General features: G+C 71.4%; 12 protein-coding genes. 3 read left to right on the top strand and 9 right to left on the bottom strand.

Annotation, left to right across the window (positions count from 1 at the left end; translation table 11 throughout):
- Nucleotides 1–7: 7 nt before the first annotated feature.
- The 4 genes from LO762_RS18875 to prfB form a co-directional block, all read right to left on the bottom strand.
- Nucleotides 8–898: a S41 family peptidase gene (locus tag LO762_RS18875; RefSeq protein ID WP_230616849.1), complete on the bottom strand. Its 891-nt coding sequence runs from the start codon at nucleotides 896–898 to the stop codon at nucleotides 8–10.
- Between the two features lie 9 nt (nucleotides 899–907).
- A complete protein-coding gene (ftsX, locus tag LO762_RS18870; RefSeq protein ID WP_230616847.1) occupies nucleotides 908–1,813 on the bottom strand; it encodes a permease-like cell division protein FtsX in 906 nt (301 codons plus the stop codon).
- A gap of 16 nt (nucleotides 1,814–1,829) precedes the next feature.
- Nucleotides 1,830–2,519 carry a cell division ATP-binding protein FtsE gene (ftsE, locus tag LO762_RS18865; protein ID WP_230616845.1) on the bottom strand — a complete coding sequence of 230 codons (690 nt, stop codon included), beginning with the start codon at nucleotides 2,517–2,519 and terminating at the stop codon, nucleotides 1,830–1,832.
- Between the two features lie 150 nt (nucleotides 2,520–2,669).
- On the bottom strand, nucleotides 2,670–3,794 hold the full coding sequence (gene prfB, locus LO762_RS18860) for a peptide chain release factor 2 (protein ID WP_230616843.1): 1,125 nt from the start codon (nucleotides 3,792–3,794) through the stop codon (nucleotides 2,670–2,672).
- Nucleotides 3,795–3,910: 116 nt separating this feature from the next.
- Between prfB and LO762_RS18855 the strand changes: the two genes are divergently transcribed.
- Together LO762_RS18855 and LO762_RS18850 are read left to right on the top strand one after the other, a co-directional pair.
- Nucleotides 3,911–4,909 carry a hypothetical protein gene (locus LO762_RS18855; RefSeq protein ID WP_230616841.1) on the top strand — a complete coding sequence of 333 codons (999 nt, stop codon included), beginning with the start codon at nucleotides 3,911–3,913 and terminating at the stop codon, nucleotides 4,907–4,909.
- A 72-nt stretch (nucleotides 4,910–4,981) separates the two neighbouring features.
- Nucleotides 4,982–5,920 (top strand): hypothetical protein, encoded by a 939-nt coding sequence (locus tag LO762_RS18850; protein ID WP_230616838.1) that lies wholly within the window; start codon nucleotides 4,982–4,984, stop codon nucleotides 5,918–5,920.
- A gap of 123 nt (nucleotides 5,921–6,043) precedes the next feature.
- Here the strand turns inward: LO762_RS18850 and LO762_RS18845 are convergent, their stop codons facing one another.
- Nucleotides 6,044–10,870: an NAD-glutamate dehydrogenase gene (locus LO762_RS18845; protein ID WP_230616836.1), complete on the bottom strand. Its 4,827-nt coding sequence runs from the start codon at nucleotides 10,868–10,870 to the stop codon at nucleotides 6,044–6,046.
- A 111-nt stretch (nucleotides 10,871–10,981) separates the two neighbouring features.
- Nucleotides 10,982–12,493 carry a serine/threonine-protein kinase gene (locus LO762_RS18840; RefSeq protein WP_230616834.1) on the bottom strand — a complete coding sequence of 504 codons (1,512 nt, stop codon included), beginning with the start codon at nucleotides 12,491–12,493 and terminating at the stop codon, nucleotides 10,982–10,984.
- A gap of 300 nt (nucleotides 12,494–12,793) precedes the next feature.
- Between LO762_RS18840 and soxR the strand changes: the two genes are divergently transcribed.
- Entirely contained in the window at nucleotides 12,794–13,276 is a 483-nt protein-coding gene (gene soxR / locus LO762_RS18835) for a redox-sensitive transcriptional activator SoxR (RefSeq protein WP_230616832.1), read from the top strand.
- Here the strand turns inward: soxR and LO762_RS18830 are convergent.
- The 3 genes from LO762_RS18830 to LO762_RS18820 all read right to left on the bottom strand — a co-directional run bounded on the left by LO762_RS18830 (nucleotide 13,265) and on the right by LO762_RS18820 (nucleotide 16,272).
- Nucleotides 13,265–13,984, bottom strand: a complete 720-nt coding sequence (locus LO762_RS18830; protein ID WP_230616830.1) for an HAD family hydrolase — start codon at nucleotides 13,982–13,984, stop codon at nucleotides 13,265–13,267. The genes soxR and LO762_RS18830 overlap by 12 nt on opposite strands.
- 38 nt (nucleotides 13,985–14,022) lie before the next feature.
- On the bottom strand, nucleotides 14,023–15,648 hold the full coding sequence (gene pruA / locus LO762_RS18825) for an L-glutamate gamma-semialdehyde dehydrogenase (RefSeq protein ID WP_230616828.1): 1,626 nt from the start codon (nucleotides 15,646–15,648) through the stop codon (nucleotides 14,023–14,025).
- Nucleotides 15,649–15,789: 141 nt separating this feature from the next.
- Entirely contained in the window at nucleotides 15,790–16,272 is a 483-nt protein-coding gene (locus tag LO762_RS18820) for a hypothetical protein (RefSeq protein ID WP_230616826.1), read from the bottom strand.
- Nucleotides 16,273–16,321: the final 49 nt, after the last annotated feature.

Below are 16,321 nucleotides of genomic sequence, written 5' to 3'. Positions count from 1 at the left end.
TCCTGTCCTAGGCTCCGGTCAGTCCCGCGAGGACCACCCGTGCGCGTTCTTCCGCGTCCGACTCCCCGGCCGCCACGTCCGGTTCGATGCCGGCCCCCTCGAGGTTATGGCCGTCGGGGGTCTCGTAGCGACCCACGGTCAGCTCCACCGCCGACCCGTCAGGCAGTCGCACCGGCTCCTGCACCGTTCCCTTCCCGAACGTGGGTGATCCTACGAGGATCGCCCTGTCCCGGTCGCGGAGCGAGCCCGCGACGACCTCGGCGGCGCTGGCCGTCCCCTGGTCCACCAGTACGACGACGGGGATCCGGGAATCGCCGGGACGGGTGACGTTGATCACCTCCGGCGGCGAGGAGTTCCCGTCGTAGGTGACGACGGGGCCGTCCGCGAGGAACGCCGACGCCGTCTCGACCGCCTCGGCCAGCAGCCCGCCCGGGTTGCCGCGCAGGTCCAGCATGACCGCCGTGCTGCCCGCGACGCCCTCCCGGACCCGGGCGCCCACCCCGTGGGTGAAGACGGCGACCCTGATGACGGTGAGGCCGTCCTCGCGCCGCACGCTGACGTCGCCGCTCTCCGGGTCGGGACGGACGGTCTTGCCCTCGCCGTCGAGCCAGGCGGTGAAGTCGGCGAACTCCTGCGGAGGGTAGTAACGCGCCCAGGGGTCGCCCAGTTCCCTGACCATCGCGGTGAGCGCCACCTCGCGCAGCCGGGTGCGGCTGACCGGGCCGTCGGCGGCCGCCGCGATCGCCTCGACCGCGTCGTCCAGGACCCGGCCGTCGGACGCGGCGGGCTGGATCGGGGCGGGCGCCGCCGAGCCCGACATCGCACCGAGGGTGTAGCCGCCCAGCAGGGCGGCCACCAGGGCCGCCCCGCGCACCGTCCGCCGAGGTCTGGACACCACCCCGGCAGCTTAAATCTTCAGGTAGCGCCGCAGGGTGAGGAACGAGGCGCCCGCGCAGAGCAGGACGCCCACCGCCATCGAGAAGATGATGACGCCCGCGACCTGGGTCCAGGTCAGCTGGGTGGCGAACTGCAGCGACTCCTGGAGCCTGTCGATGAGCAGTACCTTGCTGCCCACCAGCATGATCGCCGCGATACAGCCGCCGACGAGGCCGGCGATCGCGCCCTCAAGGATGAACGGGAGCTGGATGTACATGTTGGACGCGCCGACGAGCCGCATGATGTTGGTCTCCCGGCGGCGGCTGAACGCCGACAGCCGTACCGTGTTGCCGACCAGCAGCACCGCCGCGAACACCTGGATGAGCGCGACGAACAGCGCCGCCCACTGCAGGCCGCCCAGGATCCGGAACAGCTTCTCCAACAGTTCGCGCTCGTTGACGATCTGGTCGACGCCCGGCGCGTTGTCGGCGGCGCTGATCACCGCGTCGTAGTCCGACGGGTCGGTCAGCCTCACCCGCAGCGAGTCCGGGATGTCGCCTTCCTTGGTGGCGGCGAGCATGCCGGGCGTCTTGGCGAACAGGTCCTGGAAGCGCTTGAACGCCGTCGCCTTGTCCTCGTACTGGACCTCGGCGACCTGCGGGAGCTCGTCCAGCGTCGCCACGAGGGTCTCGCGCTGCTCCTTGGTGGCGTCCTTCTTCGCGCAGTCCGGGTTGGAGCTGGACTTCGCGCACAGGTAGATCGAGACGTTGACCTTGTCGTACCAGTAGGTCTTGGACGAGTCGACCTGCTTCTTGATGAGCATGCCGGTGCCGAACAGCGCCATGGCGATCGCGACCGTGATGACGAGGGAGATCGTCATCGTCAGGTTGCGGCGCAGGCCGATCCAGATCTCCTGGAACACGAAGTAGAGTCTCATCGGGGCCTATGTTTCCTCAGTATGCCTGGCCGTAGACGCCGCGCGACTGGTCCCGGACGACCCTGCCGTCCTCCAGCTCCACGACGCGCTTGCGGAAGGCGTCGACGATCGCCGCGTCGTGCGTGGCCATGACCACGGTGGTGCCCGTCCGGTTGATGCGGTCCAGCACCTTCATGATGCCGATGGAGGTGGCGGGGTCGATGTTCCCGGTGGGCTCGTCCGCCAGCAGGATCATCGGCCGGTTGACGAACGCGCGCGCGATGGCCACGCGCTGCTGCTCGCCGCCGGACAGCTCGTCGGGCATCCGGTGGGACTTGCCGTCGAGGCCGACGAGGTCGATGACCTCGGGCACCACCTTGGTGATGAACCGGCGGGGCTTGCCGATGACCTCGAGGGCGAACGCGACGTTCTCGAAGACGCTCTTGTTGGGCAGGAGCCGGAAGTCCTGGAAGACGCAGCCGATGCGGCGGCGCAGGTGCGGCACCTTCCAGTTCGTGAGTTTGCCCAGGTCCTTGCCCGCGACGTAGACGCGTCCCTGGGAGGGGCGCTCTTCCTTCAGCACCATCCGCAGGAACGTGGATTTGCCCGACCCCGACGGACCCACCAGGAAGACGAACTCGCCCTTTTCGACGGCGACGTTGCAGTGCTGGAGGGCCGGCCGGTTCTGGTTCGGGTAGACCTTGGTGACGTTGTCGAAATTGATCACGGCTGCATCACGGTGCGCCAGTCTAGGGGCTGATGGGCCACGGTGTCCCCCTCGGAGTTGGCTCTGGAGCAGTCTAGGGGTGACACCGGCATGGATAGTCCTTCTTCCGGACATCTGATGGGGGTCGGGCGCGGGCCCCCCCGCCGGGCGTCAGAGGCCGCCGGGCTCGCCCGCCTCGGCCTTGCGGAGCCAGCGGATCTCGGCCTCCAGGAAGTCGTCGATCCAGCCGTCCAGGACGCGCTCGGGGTTGCCCTCCTCGTGGAGGGTGCGCAGGTCCTTGACCATCTGGTACGGGTGCACCACGTAGGAGCGGATCTGGGTGCCCCACGAGCTGGTGCCCTCGCCGCGCAGCTTGTTGAGCTCGTCGGCCTCCTCCTGGCGCTTGCGCTCCAGCAGCTTGGCCTGCAGCACGTTCATCGCGGACGCGCGGTTCTGCAGCTGGGAGCGCTCGTTCTGGCAGGAGACGACGATGCCGGTGGGCAGGTGGGTGATCCGGACGGCGGAGTCCGTGGTGTTGACGCCCTGCCCGCCGGGGCCCGAGGACCGGTAGACGTCGATGCGCAGGTCGTCCTCGTTGATGTCGACGTGGTCGCTCTGCTCGACGACGGGCACGATGTCGACGCCCGCGAAGGACGTCTGGCGGCGGCCCTGGTTGTCGTAGGCGGAGATCCGGACCATCCGGTGGGTGCCGTGCTCGCCGCGCAGCGTGCCGTAGGCGTAGGGGGCCTTGACCGCGAAGGTCGTGGACTTGATCCCGGCCTCCTCGGCGAAGGACGTCTCGTAGATCTCCGTCGAGTAGCCGTGCCGTTCGGCCCAGCGCAGGTACATGCGCTGGAGCTGCTGGCTGAACGCGGCGGCGTCGACGCCGCCCGCCTGGGCGTTGATGGAGACGAGCGCCTCGCGCGCGTCGTACTCGCCGGACATGAGGGTGCGCACCTCAAGGGAGCGCATCTCGCCCGCCAGCGCCTCGCGCTCGGTGTCGGCCTCGGCCCTGGTGTCGGCGTCGTCCTCCTCGGCGGCCATCTCGTAGAGGACCTCGAGGTCCTCCAGGCGGCCGCGCAGCGCCTCCACCTTGCCCAGCTCGCTCTCCAGGCTCGACAGCCGCCTGGTGACGGTCTGCGCGTGCTCCTGGTCGCTCCACAGGTCCGGGTCGGCGGCCTGGTCCCGCAGTTCGGCGATGTCGCGGCGCATGACGTCGAGGTCCATCACCGCCTCGATGCCGGTGAGGGTCGCGCCGAGCTCCTTGAGGTGATCCATGGGGTCGATGGCAGCCACCCGTCAAGCTTATCCGCTGGCCGCGCCGCGCCGGGCAGCGCATGGTGATGGCACAATCTGACGCCAGTACCCGTCAAGGACCGTCGGACGACGACCGTGAGACCCGGGGGGCGCCGTTGCGAGCCACCGTGATCGCGGCGGCCGCTTTGCTGCTGGCCGCCGGGTGCAGCGGTGACCCCGCGCCGCCCCGGCGGGTGCCCGTGGCCGTCGCGCCGAGCGCGGCCGACACCCCGCTGACGCCGCGGAGCGCAGCGGTGGGCTTCCGCACGTGGGCGTTGAACGACGACCTGGCGCGGGCCTCGGGCGACACGCTGCTCGCGCAGTCCTGGGCCGACGACTCCCAGCAGGCGGTCGCGGTGGCCGAGTTCCGGGAGCGCAAGGCGGACGGACGGCCGGTGCCGCGCCACGTCTACGGCGAGCCCGTGCTCTGGGTGCCCCGGCTGGCCGGGTACCCGCAGTGGTTCGTCGCGTCGGTGAAGCGCCAGGACAAGCCGGTGCTGATGGCGTTCATCCGGAAGAACCCGAAGGAGCGGTTCCGGCTGAGCGTCGTCGTGACGCCCGGCAAGGGGATGAAGGTGCCCAAGGTGCCCGTGGACAAGGACGGGTACGCCCAGGCCGTCGCGCCGGACGCCGAGACGGGCCTGCTCACCAGCCCCGGCACGGTCGCCTCGCTGCAGGCGGCGGTGGCCGACGAGGGGCCGCGCAGCTTCTCGGCGCGGGTCGTGAAGGAGGGCCCGTACACGACGGGCCTGTTCACCGCGCACCAGAAGGCGGCGAAGGCGGCCGCCAAGCACGGCCTGACGGTCACCAGCACGTTCACCGTGCCGGTGCAGCCGCTGTTCGCGCTGCGCACCTCGGACGGCTCGGCGCTGGTGCTGTACCCGCTGACCCGGGACACCGCGACGGTGCACACGGACGCGGCCGACCCCGAGCCCGTCCCGGTGCCCGAGGCGTACGCGCACCTCGTCCCGCACGGGCTTGAGGCGTCCCGCCTGCACGTGTTCAGCAGCCTCCAGTTCGCCGCCGTGGTGCCCGCGCACGCGCAGGGCAAGGAGCGGCCCAAGGCCGTCGTGATCGCCTCCGGCGGCGGGGTGACCCGGATCAAATCGGCTTGAACGCAGTGTGATCGGTCCCGCACTGTGCGATGCTTCCGGGCGAGCACAGTCCATTACCCGATGAGGCAATCCATGCGCACTGCGTACACGGCCCTGGCCGTTCTCCCGATCGTCCTCAGCTCCGCCTGCGGCGGCGCGGACAAGGCCGCCGACGCCGCGGCGCCGCCCGCCCTGACCCTGGACCAGGCGAAGGGCGTCCTGACCGAGTACCAGACGGCGGCCGCCAAGGCCGCCGCGGCCCTGGACCCGGCGCTGCTGACGCCGGTGGAGACGGGCCCGCAGCTCCAGATGGACACCGCGGCCTTCAAGCTGCACAAGGCGACGAAGAAGAAGCGCGAGGCGGTCACCTTCACCGACCCCGTCTTCTACGTCCCACGGATCGCCGAGGGGCGGCAGCGCTGGTTCGCGGTGGACGCCCAGTCCGGCGGCGACACCCGGCACGCGCTCCTGTTCGTCCAGGACGGGGGCGAGGGCGGCACCTGGAAGCTCGCCGCCGATCCGCGACGTAAGGAGACCACCCCGCTGAAGGGCGTCACCCTGGACGCCGAGGGCTACGCCGAGTCCGCGACGGACGGCCTCGCGCTCAAGCCGGACCAGCTCGCGGGCGCGCACGCCACACTGCTCACCGACGGCCCCGAGGCGGCGGGCGCCAAGGGCCTGGCGGCCGGGCCGCAGACCACCGACACGCACGCCATGATCCAGAAGATCAACACCGGTCTTGGCCAGGCGGGCGTCACGTTCTCGACGAGCTTCGCCCCAGCGGGCACCGGAAGCTACGCGCTGCGCACCGACAACGGCGGCGCGTTCGTCTGGTACGTGCTGCGCCAGCAGGAGGCGTACGCGGGCGACAAGGTGCCGGTCGCGGGCGACCTGCTCGGCCTCGCCCCCAAGGGCAAGGTCAAGAACCTCACCGCCACCACGCTGATCCAGTACCTGGCCGACGTGCCCACCACGGGCGACGCGACGGTCAAGGCGGTCAGCCGCAAGGCGGTCGAGGCCCAGGCGTCCTGACGCCCCCGAGACGTCGGCGCGGGACGGCATATGACCGCTGCCCCGTCCCGCGCCGATGAAAGCGCGTAGGGCGCCCCCGGTGACGGCACAAGGGGCGCCCTACGTGTGTGGTGTGTGCGCGGGTCAGTCGGGCAGTGTGCTCGCCCGCACCAGGGTGCGGATGGCGCGCAGCGCGACCGACAGGGTCGCCAGGTCGTAGCTGTCGCTCTCCCAGATCTCGGTGAGGGTCTGCGCCGCCCTGCGCACCGCCGCCTCGTTGCGGAGGTTCCAGGCCGCCACCCGCGCCTCCGGGTCGCCGGACGCGGTGTTCACCACGACGTCCCGGGCCAGCTCGGCGTGCGCGGCGTACAGGTCGTCGCGCAGCGCGCCCCGGGCCATCGACCGCCAGCGGTCGTCGCGCGGCAGCGCGAAGATCCGCTCCCGGAGCCGGGCGAGCTGGAGCCGGTCGCCCAGGTCGAAGTAGACCTCGGCGACCTCCTCGACCGGCCGTCCCGTCTCGTGCGCCACCTCGACCAGGTCGAGCGTCGAGTACGCGGCGACCATGATCGCCGACCGCTCGGCCAGCTCCACCGGGACGCCCCGCGCGACGTACATGTCGCGCCGCTCCTGGAACGCCTCGAGGTCGCGGCCGGACAGCTGGTCGGGCAGGGTCGCGGCGAGCTTGGCCGCGCCGTCCCGGAACCGGGCGATGGTCTCGCGGACGTCGAACGGCGGCCGCCGGTTGGCGACCAGCCAGCGGGCGCCGCGCTCGGTCAGCTTGCGCGCCTCCAGCAGCAGCTTGATCTGCGCCGCCTGGTCGACGCTGCCGCCCAACGCGTCCACGTCGGCCCAGTAGCTCTGCAGGTCGAAGACCTCGCGGACGACGAGGTAGGCGCGGGCCAGGTCGGCCGGGGACGCGCCGGTCTCCTCGCCCAGCCGGAAGATGAACGTGGTGCCCGAGTTGTTCACCACGTCGTTCACGACCTGGGTCGTGATGATCTCGCGGCGCAGCGGGTGCGCGTCCATGTAGCGGCGGAACCGCTCGCGCAGCGGGGTCGGGAAGTACTCGACGAGCCAGTCCGCCAGGTACGGGTCGTCCGGCAGCGCGGAGGCGGTGATCTCCGCGTCCAGCGTGAGCTTGGTGTAGGCGAGCAGGACGGCGATCTCCGGGGAGAACAGGCCCTGCCCGGCCTGGCGGCGCTCGGCGATGGTCTTGTCGTCCGGCAGCGCCTCCAGCTTGCGGTTGAGGCGGCCGTCGCGCTCCAGCTTGCGCAGGTAGCGGGCGTGGACGTGCATCATGCTGGACGCCTGGGCGCGGGTGGTGCCGAGCACGACGTTCTGCCGGTAGTTGTCCCGCAGGACCATCTCGCCGACCTCGTCGGTCATCTCGTCCAGGAGGGCGTCGCGCTGGCGGGTGGTCAGCTCGCCGTCCCGCACCACCTCGTCCAGGAGGATCTTGATGTTCACCTCGTGGTCGGAGGTGTCCACCCCGGCGGAGTTGTCGATGAAGTCGGTGTTGACCAGGCCGCCCTGTTTGGCGAACTCGATCCGGCCGAGCTGGGTGAGGCCGAGGTTGCCGCCCTCGCCGATCACCTTGCAGCGCAGCTCGCCGCCGTCCACCCGGACCGGGTCGTTGGCCTTGTCCCCGACGTCGGCGTTGCTCTCGGTGGACGCCTTGACGTAGGTGCCGATGCCGCCGTTCCACAGCAGGTCCACCGGGGCGAGCAGCGCCGCCTTGATCAGCTCGAACGGGGTGAGCGCGGCGACGTCCTCGTGGATGCCGAGCGCCGCCCGGATCTGCGGGGTCAGCCGGATCGACTTGGCCGAGCGCGGGAACACGCCGCCGCCCTCGGAGATGAGCGTCGTGTTGTAGTCGGCCCACGAGCTGCGCGGCAGCTCGAACAGCCGCCGCCGCTCCGCGAACGAGACGGCCGGGTCCGGGTCCGGGTCGACGAACACGTGCCGGTGGTCGAACGCGCACACCAGCTTGGTGTGCTCCGACAGGAGCATCCCGTTGCCGAACACGTCGCCGGACATGTCGCCGACGCCGACCACGGTGAAGTCCTCGGTCTGCACGTCGCGGCCGAGCGACTGGAAGTGGTACCTGACCGACTCCCAGGCGCCGCGCGCGGTGATGCCCATCGCCTTGTGGTCGTAGCCGACCGAGCCGCCGGAGGCGAACGCGTCGCCCAGCCAGAAGCCGTAGTCGGCGGCGACGCCGTTGGCGATGTCGGAGAACGCGGCGGTGCCCTTGTCGGCGGCGACGACGAGGTAGGTGTCGTCGCCGTCGTGCCTGACCACGTCCGGGGCGGGCACGACCTTGCCGTCCACGAGGTTGTCGGTGAGGTCGAGCAGGCCGGAGATGAACTCCTTGTAGCAGGCGATCCCGTCGGCCAGCCACTGGTCGCGGTCGATCACCGGGTCGGGCAGCCGCTTGCCGACGAACCCGCCCTTGGCCCCGGCCGGGACGATCACCGTGTTCTTCACCGCCTGCGCCTTGACCAGGCCGAGGATCTCGGTGCGGAAGTCCTCGCGCCGGTCCGACCAGCGCAGGCCGCCGCGCGCGACCGTGCCGAACCGCAGGTGGACGCCCTCGACCCGGGGCGAGTAGACGAAGATCTCGAACTTGGGCCGGGGCGCGGGCAGCTCGGGGATGCGCGCCGGGTCGAACTTCAGCGACAGGTACCGCCGGTGCTGCCAGAAGTTGGTGCGCAGGGTGCCGCGGATCATGTCGAAGAACGTGCGCAGGATGCGGTCCTCGTCGAGGCTGGCGACCTCGTCGAGCATGCCGGACAGCTCCTCGCTGATGGCGGCGGTGCGTTCCGGCTCGCCCTCGGTGAGCGCCGGGCTGAGCCGCGACTCCCACAGCCGGACCAGCAGCCGGGTGATCGGCGCGTTGGCGCGCAGCACGTCCTCGATGAAGTGCTGGGTGAAGGCGGTGCCGATCTGGCGCAGGTACTTGGCGTAGGCGCGGATGATCATCGCCTGCTGCCAGGTGAGCCCGGCGTGCAGGACGAGCGCGTTGAACCCGTCGTTCTCGACCTCGCCCCGCCACGCCGCCATCAGCGCGTCCTGGAACAGGCCCTTGAGGCGGCTCTCCTCCACGTCCGTGACGGAGTGGCGAAGGCCCAGGTCGTAGATGTGGAAGCGGCGGCGGTCGCCCGTGTTGATCTCGTAGGGGCGCTCGTCCACCACCTCGACGCCCATGTGCTGCAGCATCGGCAGCATCCGGGACAGGGAGATCGGCTCGCCCCGGTGGTAGATCTTCAGGCGGACCTCGCCGGGGGCCGCCTCGTAGGGCTCGTACAGGCTCATGGTCGTCGCGACGTCGTCGTCCAGGGCGTCCAGCCTGCGCAGGTCGGCTACCGCGGTGCGGGCCGGGAAGTCCGCCTTGTACGCCTCGGGGAAGGCGTCGCCATAGGCGGCGGAAAGCGCGCGCGCGGGCTCCTCGCCGACCTGGCTGACGATCGCCTCGGCCAGGTCGTCCGACCAGGAGCGGGTCGCGGCGGCGAGCCGCGTCTCCAGCTCGTCCGGGTCGACGTCGGGCAGCGGCTTGCCCCGCTCGCCGCGCACCACGATGTGCAGGCGGGCGAGCTGCCCCTCGGTGACCTGGGCGCTGTAGTCCACCGCGACGCCGTTGAACGCGCGGCGCAGGATCTCCTGGAGGCGCAGCCGGATCTGCGTCGTGTACTTGTCGCGCGGCAGGTACACCATGCACGACATGTAGCGGCCGTAGTCGTCCTTGCGCAGGAACAGCTTGAGACGGCGCCTGTCACGCAGCCGCAGGACGCCGGTGGAGATCCTGACGAGGTCGTCCACCGACGTCTGGAAGAGCTCGTCGCGCGGGTAGTCCTCAAGGATCTCGATGAGATCCTGCCCGTCATAGGACTCCGGGGTGACCTCCGCCCGCTGGAGCACCTCGTCCAGCTTCCGCTTCAGGACGGGGATGTGCGAGATCGACTCCGAGTAGGCGACGTGCGTGAACAGCCCGAGGAAACGGCTCTCACCGACGACCTCGCCGCCCTCGAACCGCTTGACGCCGATGTAGTCCAGGTAGTGGGGGCGGTGCACCGTAGCGCGGCTGTTGGCCTTGGTGAGGATGAGCATCTTCGGCTCACGGGCCCTGGCCCTGACCTCCGGCGGCATCGCCGCGAAGCTGCGCGACTCCTTCTTCTCCTCGCGCAGGATGCCCAGGCCCGTGCCGGAGACCGGGATCAGCGTCGATCCGTCCTCCGACAGGGAGTAGTCGCGGTAGCCGAGGAACGTGAAGTGGCCGTCAGCGAGCCAGTCGAGCAGCTCGACGCCCTCCGCGATCTCCTTCTCCGGCAGCGGCGGCGGGTTCTCCCTGACCTCCAGCGCGATCTGCCCGGCGAACGACTGCATCATCGGCTCGTCCTCGTCGGCCATGTACACGTCCTTGAGGACGCGCTCCAGGTCGGCGCGCAGCTCGGCCAGGGCCTCCGGGTCGGTGGTCCGGTCGATCTCGATGTGCAGCCACGACTCGTCGACGTCGTCCAGGATGTCGCGGCTGTGCCGGAAGTTCACCAGGCGGCCGTCGGCGTCCCGGTCCACGCCCATCAGCGGGTGCACGATCAGGTGGACGGCCAGCCCGTGCCGGCTCAGCTCCATGGTGAGCGAGTCGATCAGGTAGGGCATGTCGTCGGTGACCGCCTGCACCACGCTGTGCCCCGGATCCCAGCCGTACTCCTCCAGGCCGGGGGTGAACACGCGCAGGAGCGTCTGTCCCGGTTTGCGCCGCTCGCCGAAGTGGCGGTGCCCGAGGGCGGGCCCGCACACGTCGGCGGGGTCGCGGGTCAACAGGTCCTCGGGGGAGACCTGCCGGTAGTACAGCCTAAGGAAATCGAGCACCTGTTCTTGTTCGTGGGGTTTCGCGCAGGTCCGCGCGGCCCGCACCAGCAGGTCGTCCTTGGCTTCGTCGAGTGTGCCCATGGTCGGCAGCGATCCCTTCATCACTCCGTTGTGATGCCGCATCCGTACCACGCCCACCCTAGCGAGTGCGCCGCCGGTATCCGCCCGGAAGCCGCACGTCCGGCGCCGGACGCCCGGTTCCCAGCCGGGGGATCAGTTGCCGCCGAGCGGCGGCAGGACGCCGCCCGCGCCGCCCGCACCGCCTCCGCCGCCCGCGCCACCCGCGCCGCCGGTCGGGTCGGTGGTCGGGTCCACCGGGGGCGGCGTCGTCGGATCCGGGTCGTCGGGCGGGTCCACCGGCGGCTGGGTGACCGTCGGGGTGGACGTCGGCTTCGGGTCCTTGGTGGTCTGGCTCGGCTTCGGCGTCGTCGACGGCGTGCCGGTCGGGGTCTCGGACGGCTTTGTCGGGGTCGTCGTGGTGTAGATCGGCGGGCCCTGTCCCGGGTCGGTGGCGGTCGCCGTCGAACCCGGCCTGCGGGTCGGGTCGTTGCCCTGCGAGGGCGGGCCCGGCTCGACCGTGGTCGGCGCCTCCTTGGCGCCGGCGTCGGCCGAGGAGATCTTGTAGACGACAAAGCCCGCCCCGCCCGCGGTGAACACGGCGAACGAGACGGCGGCCGCCGTGATGAACCAGGGGACCTTCGCGGCCCGGCGCGCCCTGCGGGCCTCCCGGCGCGGGTAGACGCCCGGCGCGGGCGCCAGCTCGCCGCCGCGCGCCGCCCACTCGCCGGGGCTGAGGCCCTGCACCGTGGTGCGCGACGGGTCGAGCGAGGTGACGTTGGGGTCGCCCGCGTCCACGGCCAGGGCCGCGCCCACGTTGAGCATCGCGGTGGGCTCGTCGCCCGCGGCGGCGATCGGGGCGGGCGCGTCGGCGTGGCCGAGCAGCCGCATCAGCACGTCGCGGGTGGACGGGCGGTCCTCGGCGTCCTTGGCGAGGCAGTCGAGGATCAGGGCCCGCATCGAACCCTGGAGCGCTCCCAGTTCCGGCTCGTGGTTGGCGATCCGGTTGATCACCGCCATGATCGTGTCCTGGCCGAACGGCGGCTCGCCGGTGGCGGCGTAGACCATCGTGGACGCCCAGCAGAACACGTCCGCCGCGGTGCTGACCTCCTCGCCCTCGACCTGCTCGGGCGACATGTAGGACGGGGTGCCGATGACCCGGCTGGTGAGCGTCGTGGACGCGCTCAGCGCCTTGGCGACACCGAAGTCGATCACGCGGGGGCCGTCCGGGCCGAGGAGCACGTTGTGCGGCTTGAAGTCGCGGTGGATGATCCCGGCCTGGTGGATCGACACCAGGGCCGTCGCGGTGCCCACGGCCAGGCGCTCCAGCTCGGCCTCGCTCAGCGGGCCGTCCTGCTGGACCCGGATCTGGAGGCTGGGCCCCGGCACGTACTCGCTGACCGTGTAGAACTGGTCGCCGTCCGCGCCGACGTCGTACAGTCGGGCGGTGCAGAAGGGGGCGACCTTCTTGGCCACCTCCACCTCGCGCAGGAACCGCTGGCGCGCCTTGTCGTCGGCCTCCAGGTGCAGCAGCTTGATGGCACGCGGCTCCCCGCCGTCCGCGTGCCTGCCGAGGTACACGACCCCCTGGCCGCCCTCGCCGAGCCGGCCCTCGATCCGGTACTGGCCGAGGCGCAGCGGATCATTGGACCGTAGCTCCGCCACCATCGTTGGTCTTCCCCCGTCGTCGCCTCGCGGCTTCGGTTTCGTCGTCCGGCGCCCCGGCCGTCCCTTTCGTCCGCACCGCGTTCACCCGCGTTTCGGATGGACTGTACAGCCGTGAAGGCGGGGGGCGCAGTAGAGCACCTTTGTGGAAGAGGACGCCCAAACACCCCGACGGCGTTGCCCGGACCCGAGAATTCCTTTCCCGCGCGTTCCCTGACCAGTGTTTTTCTGGATCACACCTCGAGCCCGCGTGACTTACCTCACATTCTGCCATGCCGGGAACTTCCCGTTAGGGTCTTGCGCATGACGGAGGCCGTCCGTAAGGAACTGACGATCGGGGAGCTCGCCGAGCGCAGCGGCGTCGCCGCCTCGACACTGCGCTTCTACGAGCGCGAGGGACTGATCCACAGCCGCCGCACGACGGGCAACCAGCGCAGGTACACCCGCGAGACGCTGCGCCGTGTCGCGTTCGTCCGGCTGGCCCAGCGCGTCGGTGTGTCGCTCGCCGCGATCCGCGAGGCGCTGTGCCTGCTCCCGGAGGGGCGGACCCCCACCCGCGCCGACTGGGCGGCCCTGTCGGCGTCCTGGGAGGAGGACCTCACCCACCGCATCACCCTGCTCACCGAACTGCGCGACCGCCTCACCGGCTGCATCGGCTGCGGCTGCCTCTCCCTCGACCTCTGCCCCATCGTCAACCCCAACGACCACCTCGCCGCCGAAGGCCCCGGCCCCAGAACCCTGACGGATTTATTGGGCCGGTCTCCGGGGGTGTGCCTAGCGGGTTAGGCGGTCGATCGTTTCGAGGATGGCGCGGGTGTCGGCGAGGGTGGGGAGGACGGCGTCGGCGCCCGCGGCGCGGAGTTCGGTCTCGGTGGCGGTGCCGGTGGCGACGCCGACGCTGCGGGCGCGGGCGATCTGCGCGGCGCGGACGTCCAGGGGGTGGTCGGCGACCAGGACGGTCGCGGCCTCCGCGATCGTCGTCTGGTAGGCGGCGGCCGCCTTGATCCGCGACGTCTCGATGGTCGCGCCCTTGGGGTAGACGGGCGAGAAGTAGCCGCCGACGGACAGGTCCAGGTGCCGGTCCAGGCCGAGTTCGGCGAGCTTGATCCGCGCGGTGCCCTCCAGCGAGCCCGTCAGCACCGACTGGACGGCGCCGGGCAGCCGGGCGGCGGCGGCCAGCGCCTCGACCGCGCCCGGCAGCACCCTGGCGTGCGCCCGCACCTTGTCCCGCCGGACGGCGAAGGCGCGCTCCAGCGCGGCGGTGAACGCGTCCAGGTGGTCGTCGTCGGTGACGATCCCGTTGAACGCGAGGGTCTCGAAGATGATCTCCGACTCGGTGCGGCCCGCCGTCGGCGCCAGCCGCACCATCGGCTTGCCGGTGACCTCGGTGAACGCCTCCGCGTACGCCTCGCGGGTGACCCTCCCCGCGTCGAGCAGTGTGTGGTCGACGTTCCACAGGACGAGGCGCGAGGCTGGGCGTTCAGGGTGCGGCACCCGCTCATGATGACAGGTCGTCTCTTCGGCCCGAACGGTCAGCGCATGTGCGGGTAGCGGTAGTCGGTCGGAGGCACGAACGTCTCCTTGACGACCCTCGGGTTGACCCAGCGGACCAGGTTGAAGATCGACCCCGCCTTGTCGTTGGTGCCGCTGGCGCGCGCCCCGCCGAACGGCTGCTGCCCGACGACCGCCCCGGTCGGCTTGTCGTTGACGTAGAAGTTGCCCGCCGCGAAGCGCAGCCGCTCGGTGGCGTGCGCGATGGCCGCCCTGTCCCTCGCCATGATCGAGCCGGTGAGCGCGTACTGGCTGACCGACTCCATCTGGTCCAGCATGTCGTCGTAGCGGCCCTCGTCGTAGACGTGGACGCCGAGGATGGGCCCGAAGTACTCCTTGGTGAAGATCTCGTCGGCGGGGTCGGCGGAGCCGAGGATCGTCGGCCGGACGAAGTAGCCGCGCCGGTCGTCGCAGTTGCCGCCCGCGACCAGCTCGACGCCGTCGCGGCCCGCCCTGTCGATGGCCGCCTTGTGCTTGGTGAAGGCGTTCTTGTCGATGACGGCGCCGCAGAACAGCGACAGGTCCTCCGCGACGTTGCCCATGGTGAGCGCCTCGGTCGTGGCGACGAGGTCGTCCTTGATCCGCCCCCACAGCGGGCGCGGGATGTAGGCGCGGGAGGCGGCCGAGCACTTCTGGCCCTGGTACTCGAACGCGCCGCGCACGAGCGCCGTGACGAGCGCGGCCGGGTCCGCGCTGGGGTGGGCGACGACGAAGTCCTTGCCTCCGGTCTCGCCGACCAGGCGCGGATAGCCCCGGTACCGGGCGATGTTCTGGCCGACGTCCGTCCAGAGCCGCTGGAAGGTGCCGGTGGAGCCGGTGAAGTGGATGCCCGCGAGGTCCGGGTGCCGGACGGCGACCTCGGAGATCGCCTCGTGGTCGCCCGTCAGCAGGTTGATGACGCCGGGCGGGAGGCCCGCCTCCTCAAGGAGCCGCATGATGAAGTACGCGGAGAACGCCTGTGTGGGCGACGGCTTCCAGACGACGACGTTGCCGAGCAGCGCGGGCGCGGTCGGGAGGTTGCCCGCGATGGAGGTGAAGTTGAACGGCGTGATGGCCAGGACGAAGCCTTCGAGCGGCCGGTACTCCATCCGGTCCCAGATGCCGGGCGAGCTGGCGGGCTGCTCCGACAGCAACTGCCGGGCGTAGGCGACGTTGAACCGCCAGAAGTCGATCAGCTCGCACGCGGAGTCGATCTCGGCCTGGATCGGGCTCTTGGACTGGCCCAGCACCGTCGCGGCGTTGAGGACCTGGCGCCACGGGCCCGCGAGCAGGTCGGCGGCGCGCAGGAAGATCGCCGCCCTGTCCTCGAAGCCGAGCGCGCGCCAGCCCGGCGCCGCGTGCTTGGCGGCCTCGATGGCGGCCGCCGCGTCGGACGGCGTCGCGTTGCGCATCCGGCCGAGCACGTGCCCGTGGTTGTGCGGCTCGACCACGTCGATGTCGCGGCCCGCGCCGGGGCGGCGGCGGCCCCCGATCGTCATGGTGAGCTCCAGGCTCGCCGAGCCGAGCTCCTTGATCTCGGCCTCCAGGGCCGACCGCTCAGGGCTGCCCGGGGCGTACGACTTCACCGGCTCGTTGTGCGGAACCGGAACGTGGGTGACGGCGTCCATGCCGGGCTACTACCCAGTGTCATCAACCGGACACCTTCCGATGAAGCGCCCGATTCCCCGGCGCGGACGGCGGCCGCACGAGCGCGACGGCGTCCGGGGCGGCGGCACGGAACCGTCCAGACGGCGCGGAGCGGGCCCAGATCAGCCGGAGAGGACCCAGCGGCCCTCCCGGTGCCGCAGGACGTACCGGGGCCGGTCGGGCGACGTGGGGGCGCCCCGCGGCCACACCAGGTCGCGCGCCCTGACGACCCAGACGTTCGCCGCGCTCCCGGCGACCGCCTTCCGCACCCGGACGGCGCTGAGCTTCGCCCGGTCCTCGGGGCTCAGCGCGGCGATCCAGTCGGCGCACGTCCCGCCGAGCCGCTTGCGCGCGTAGCCGGGCCCGACGTTCGCGCAGACCGCCGTCCGGCCCGCCCCCGCGCCCCTGAGGATCTTCTGGAGCGCCGCGCGGGCCTCCCGCCCGTCCAGCGACTGCGGGGCGGCCGCGCCGTCCGGCGTCTGGCTCGCGAACAGCGGGAAGTCCGGTTCGGCGGTGAGCGGCGGCATCGGCACCGGCTCCGCCTCGGCGGCGCACCCGGTGAGCAGCACGAAGGCGCATCCCGCAGCCACCGCGCGCACCAGCACACCGACCCCTTTCCGCGCCGCAACCTACTCCCCGCGACGCGGAAACGTC

Source organism: Actinocorallia sp. API 0066 (assembly GCF_020991275.1).
In the GTDB taxonomy this organism is placed as follows: domain Bacteria; phylum Actinomycetota; class Actinomycetes; order Streptosporangiales; family Streptosporangiaceae; genus Actinocorallia.
This window is presented reverse-complemented; position numbering and strand designations above follow the sequence as displayed.

Coding starts and splice junctions, on each gene's coding strand:
- LO762_RS18840 (WP_230616834.1), bottom strand. CDS start 12,493: ATGGTGGCGGAGCTACGGTCCAATGATCCGCTGCGCCTCGGCCAGTAC.
- ftsX (WP_230616847.1), bottom strand. CDS start 1,813: ATGAGACTCTACTTCGTGTTCCAGGAGATCTGGATCGGCCTGCGCCGC.
- pruA (WP_230616828.1), bottom strand. CDS start 15,648: ATGGACGCCGTCACCCACGTTCCGGTTCCGCACAACGAGCCGGTGAAG.
- soxR (WP_230616832.1), top strand. CDS start 12,794: ATGACGGAGGCCGTCCGTAAGGAACTGACGATCGGGGAGCTCGCCGAG.
- LO762_RS18845 (WP_230616836.1), bottom strand. CDS start 10,870: ATGAAGGGATCGCTGCCGACCATGGGCACACTCGACGAAGCCAAGGAC.
- LO762_RS18850 (WP_230616838.1), top strand. CDS start 4,982: ATGCGCACTGCGTACACGGCCCTGGCCGTTCTCCCGATCGTCCTCAGC.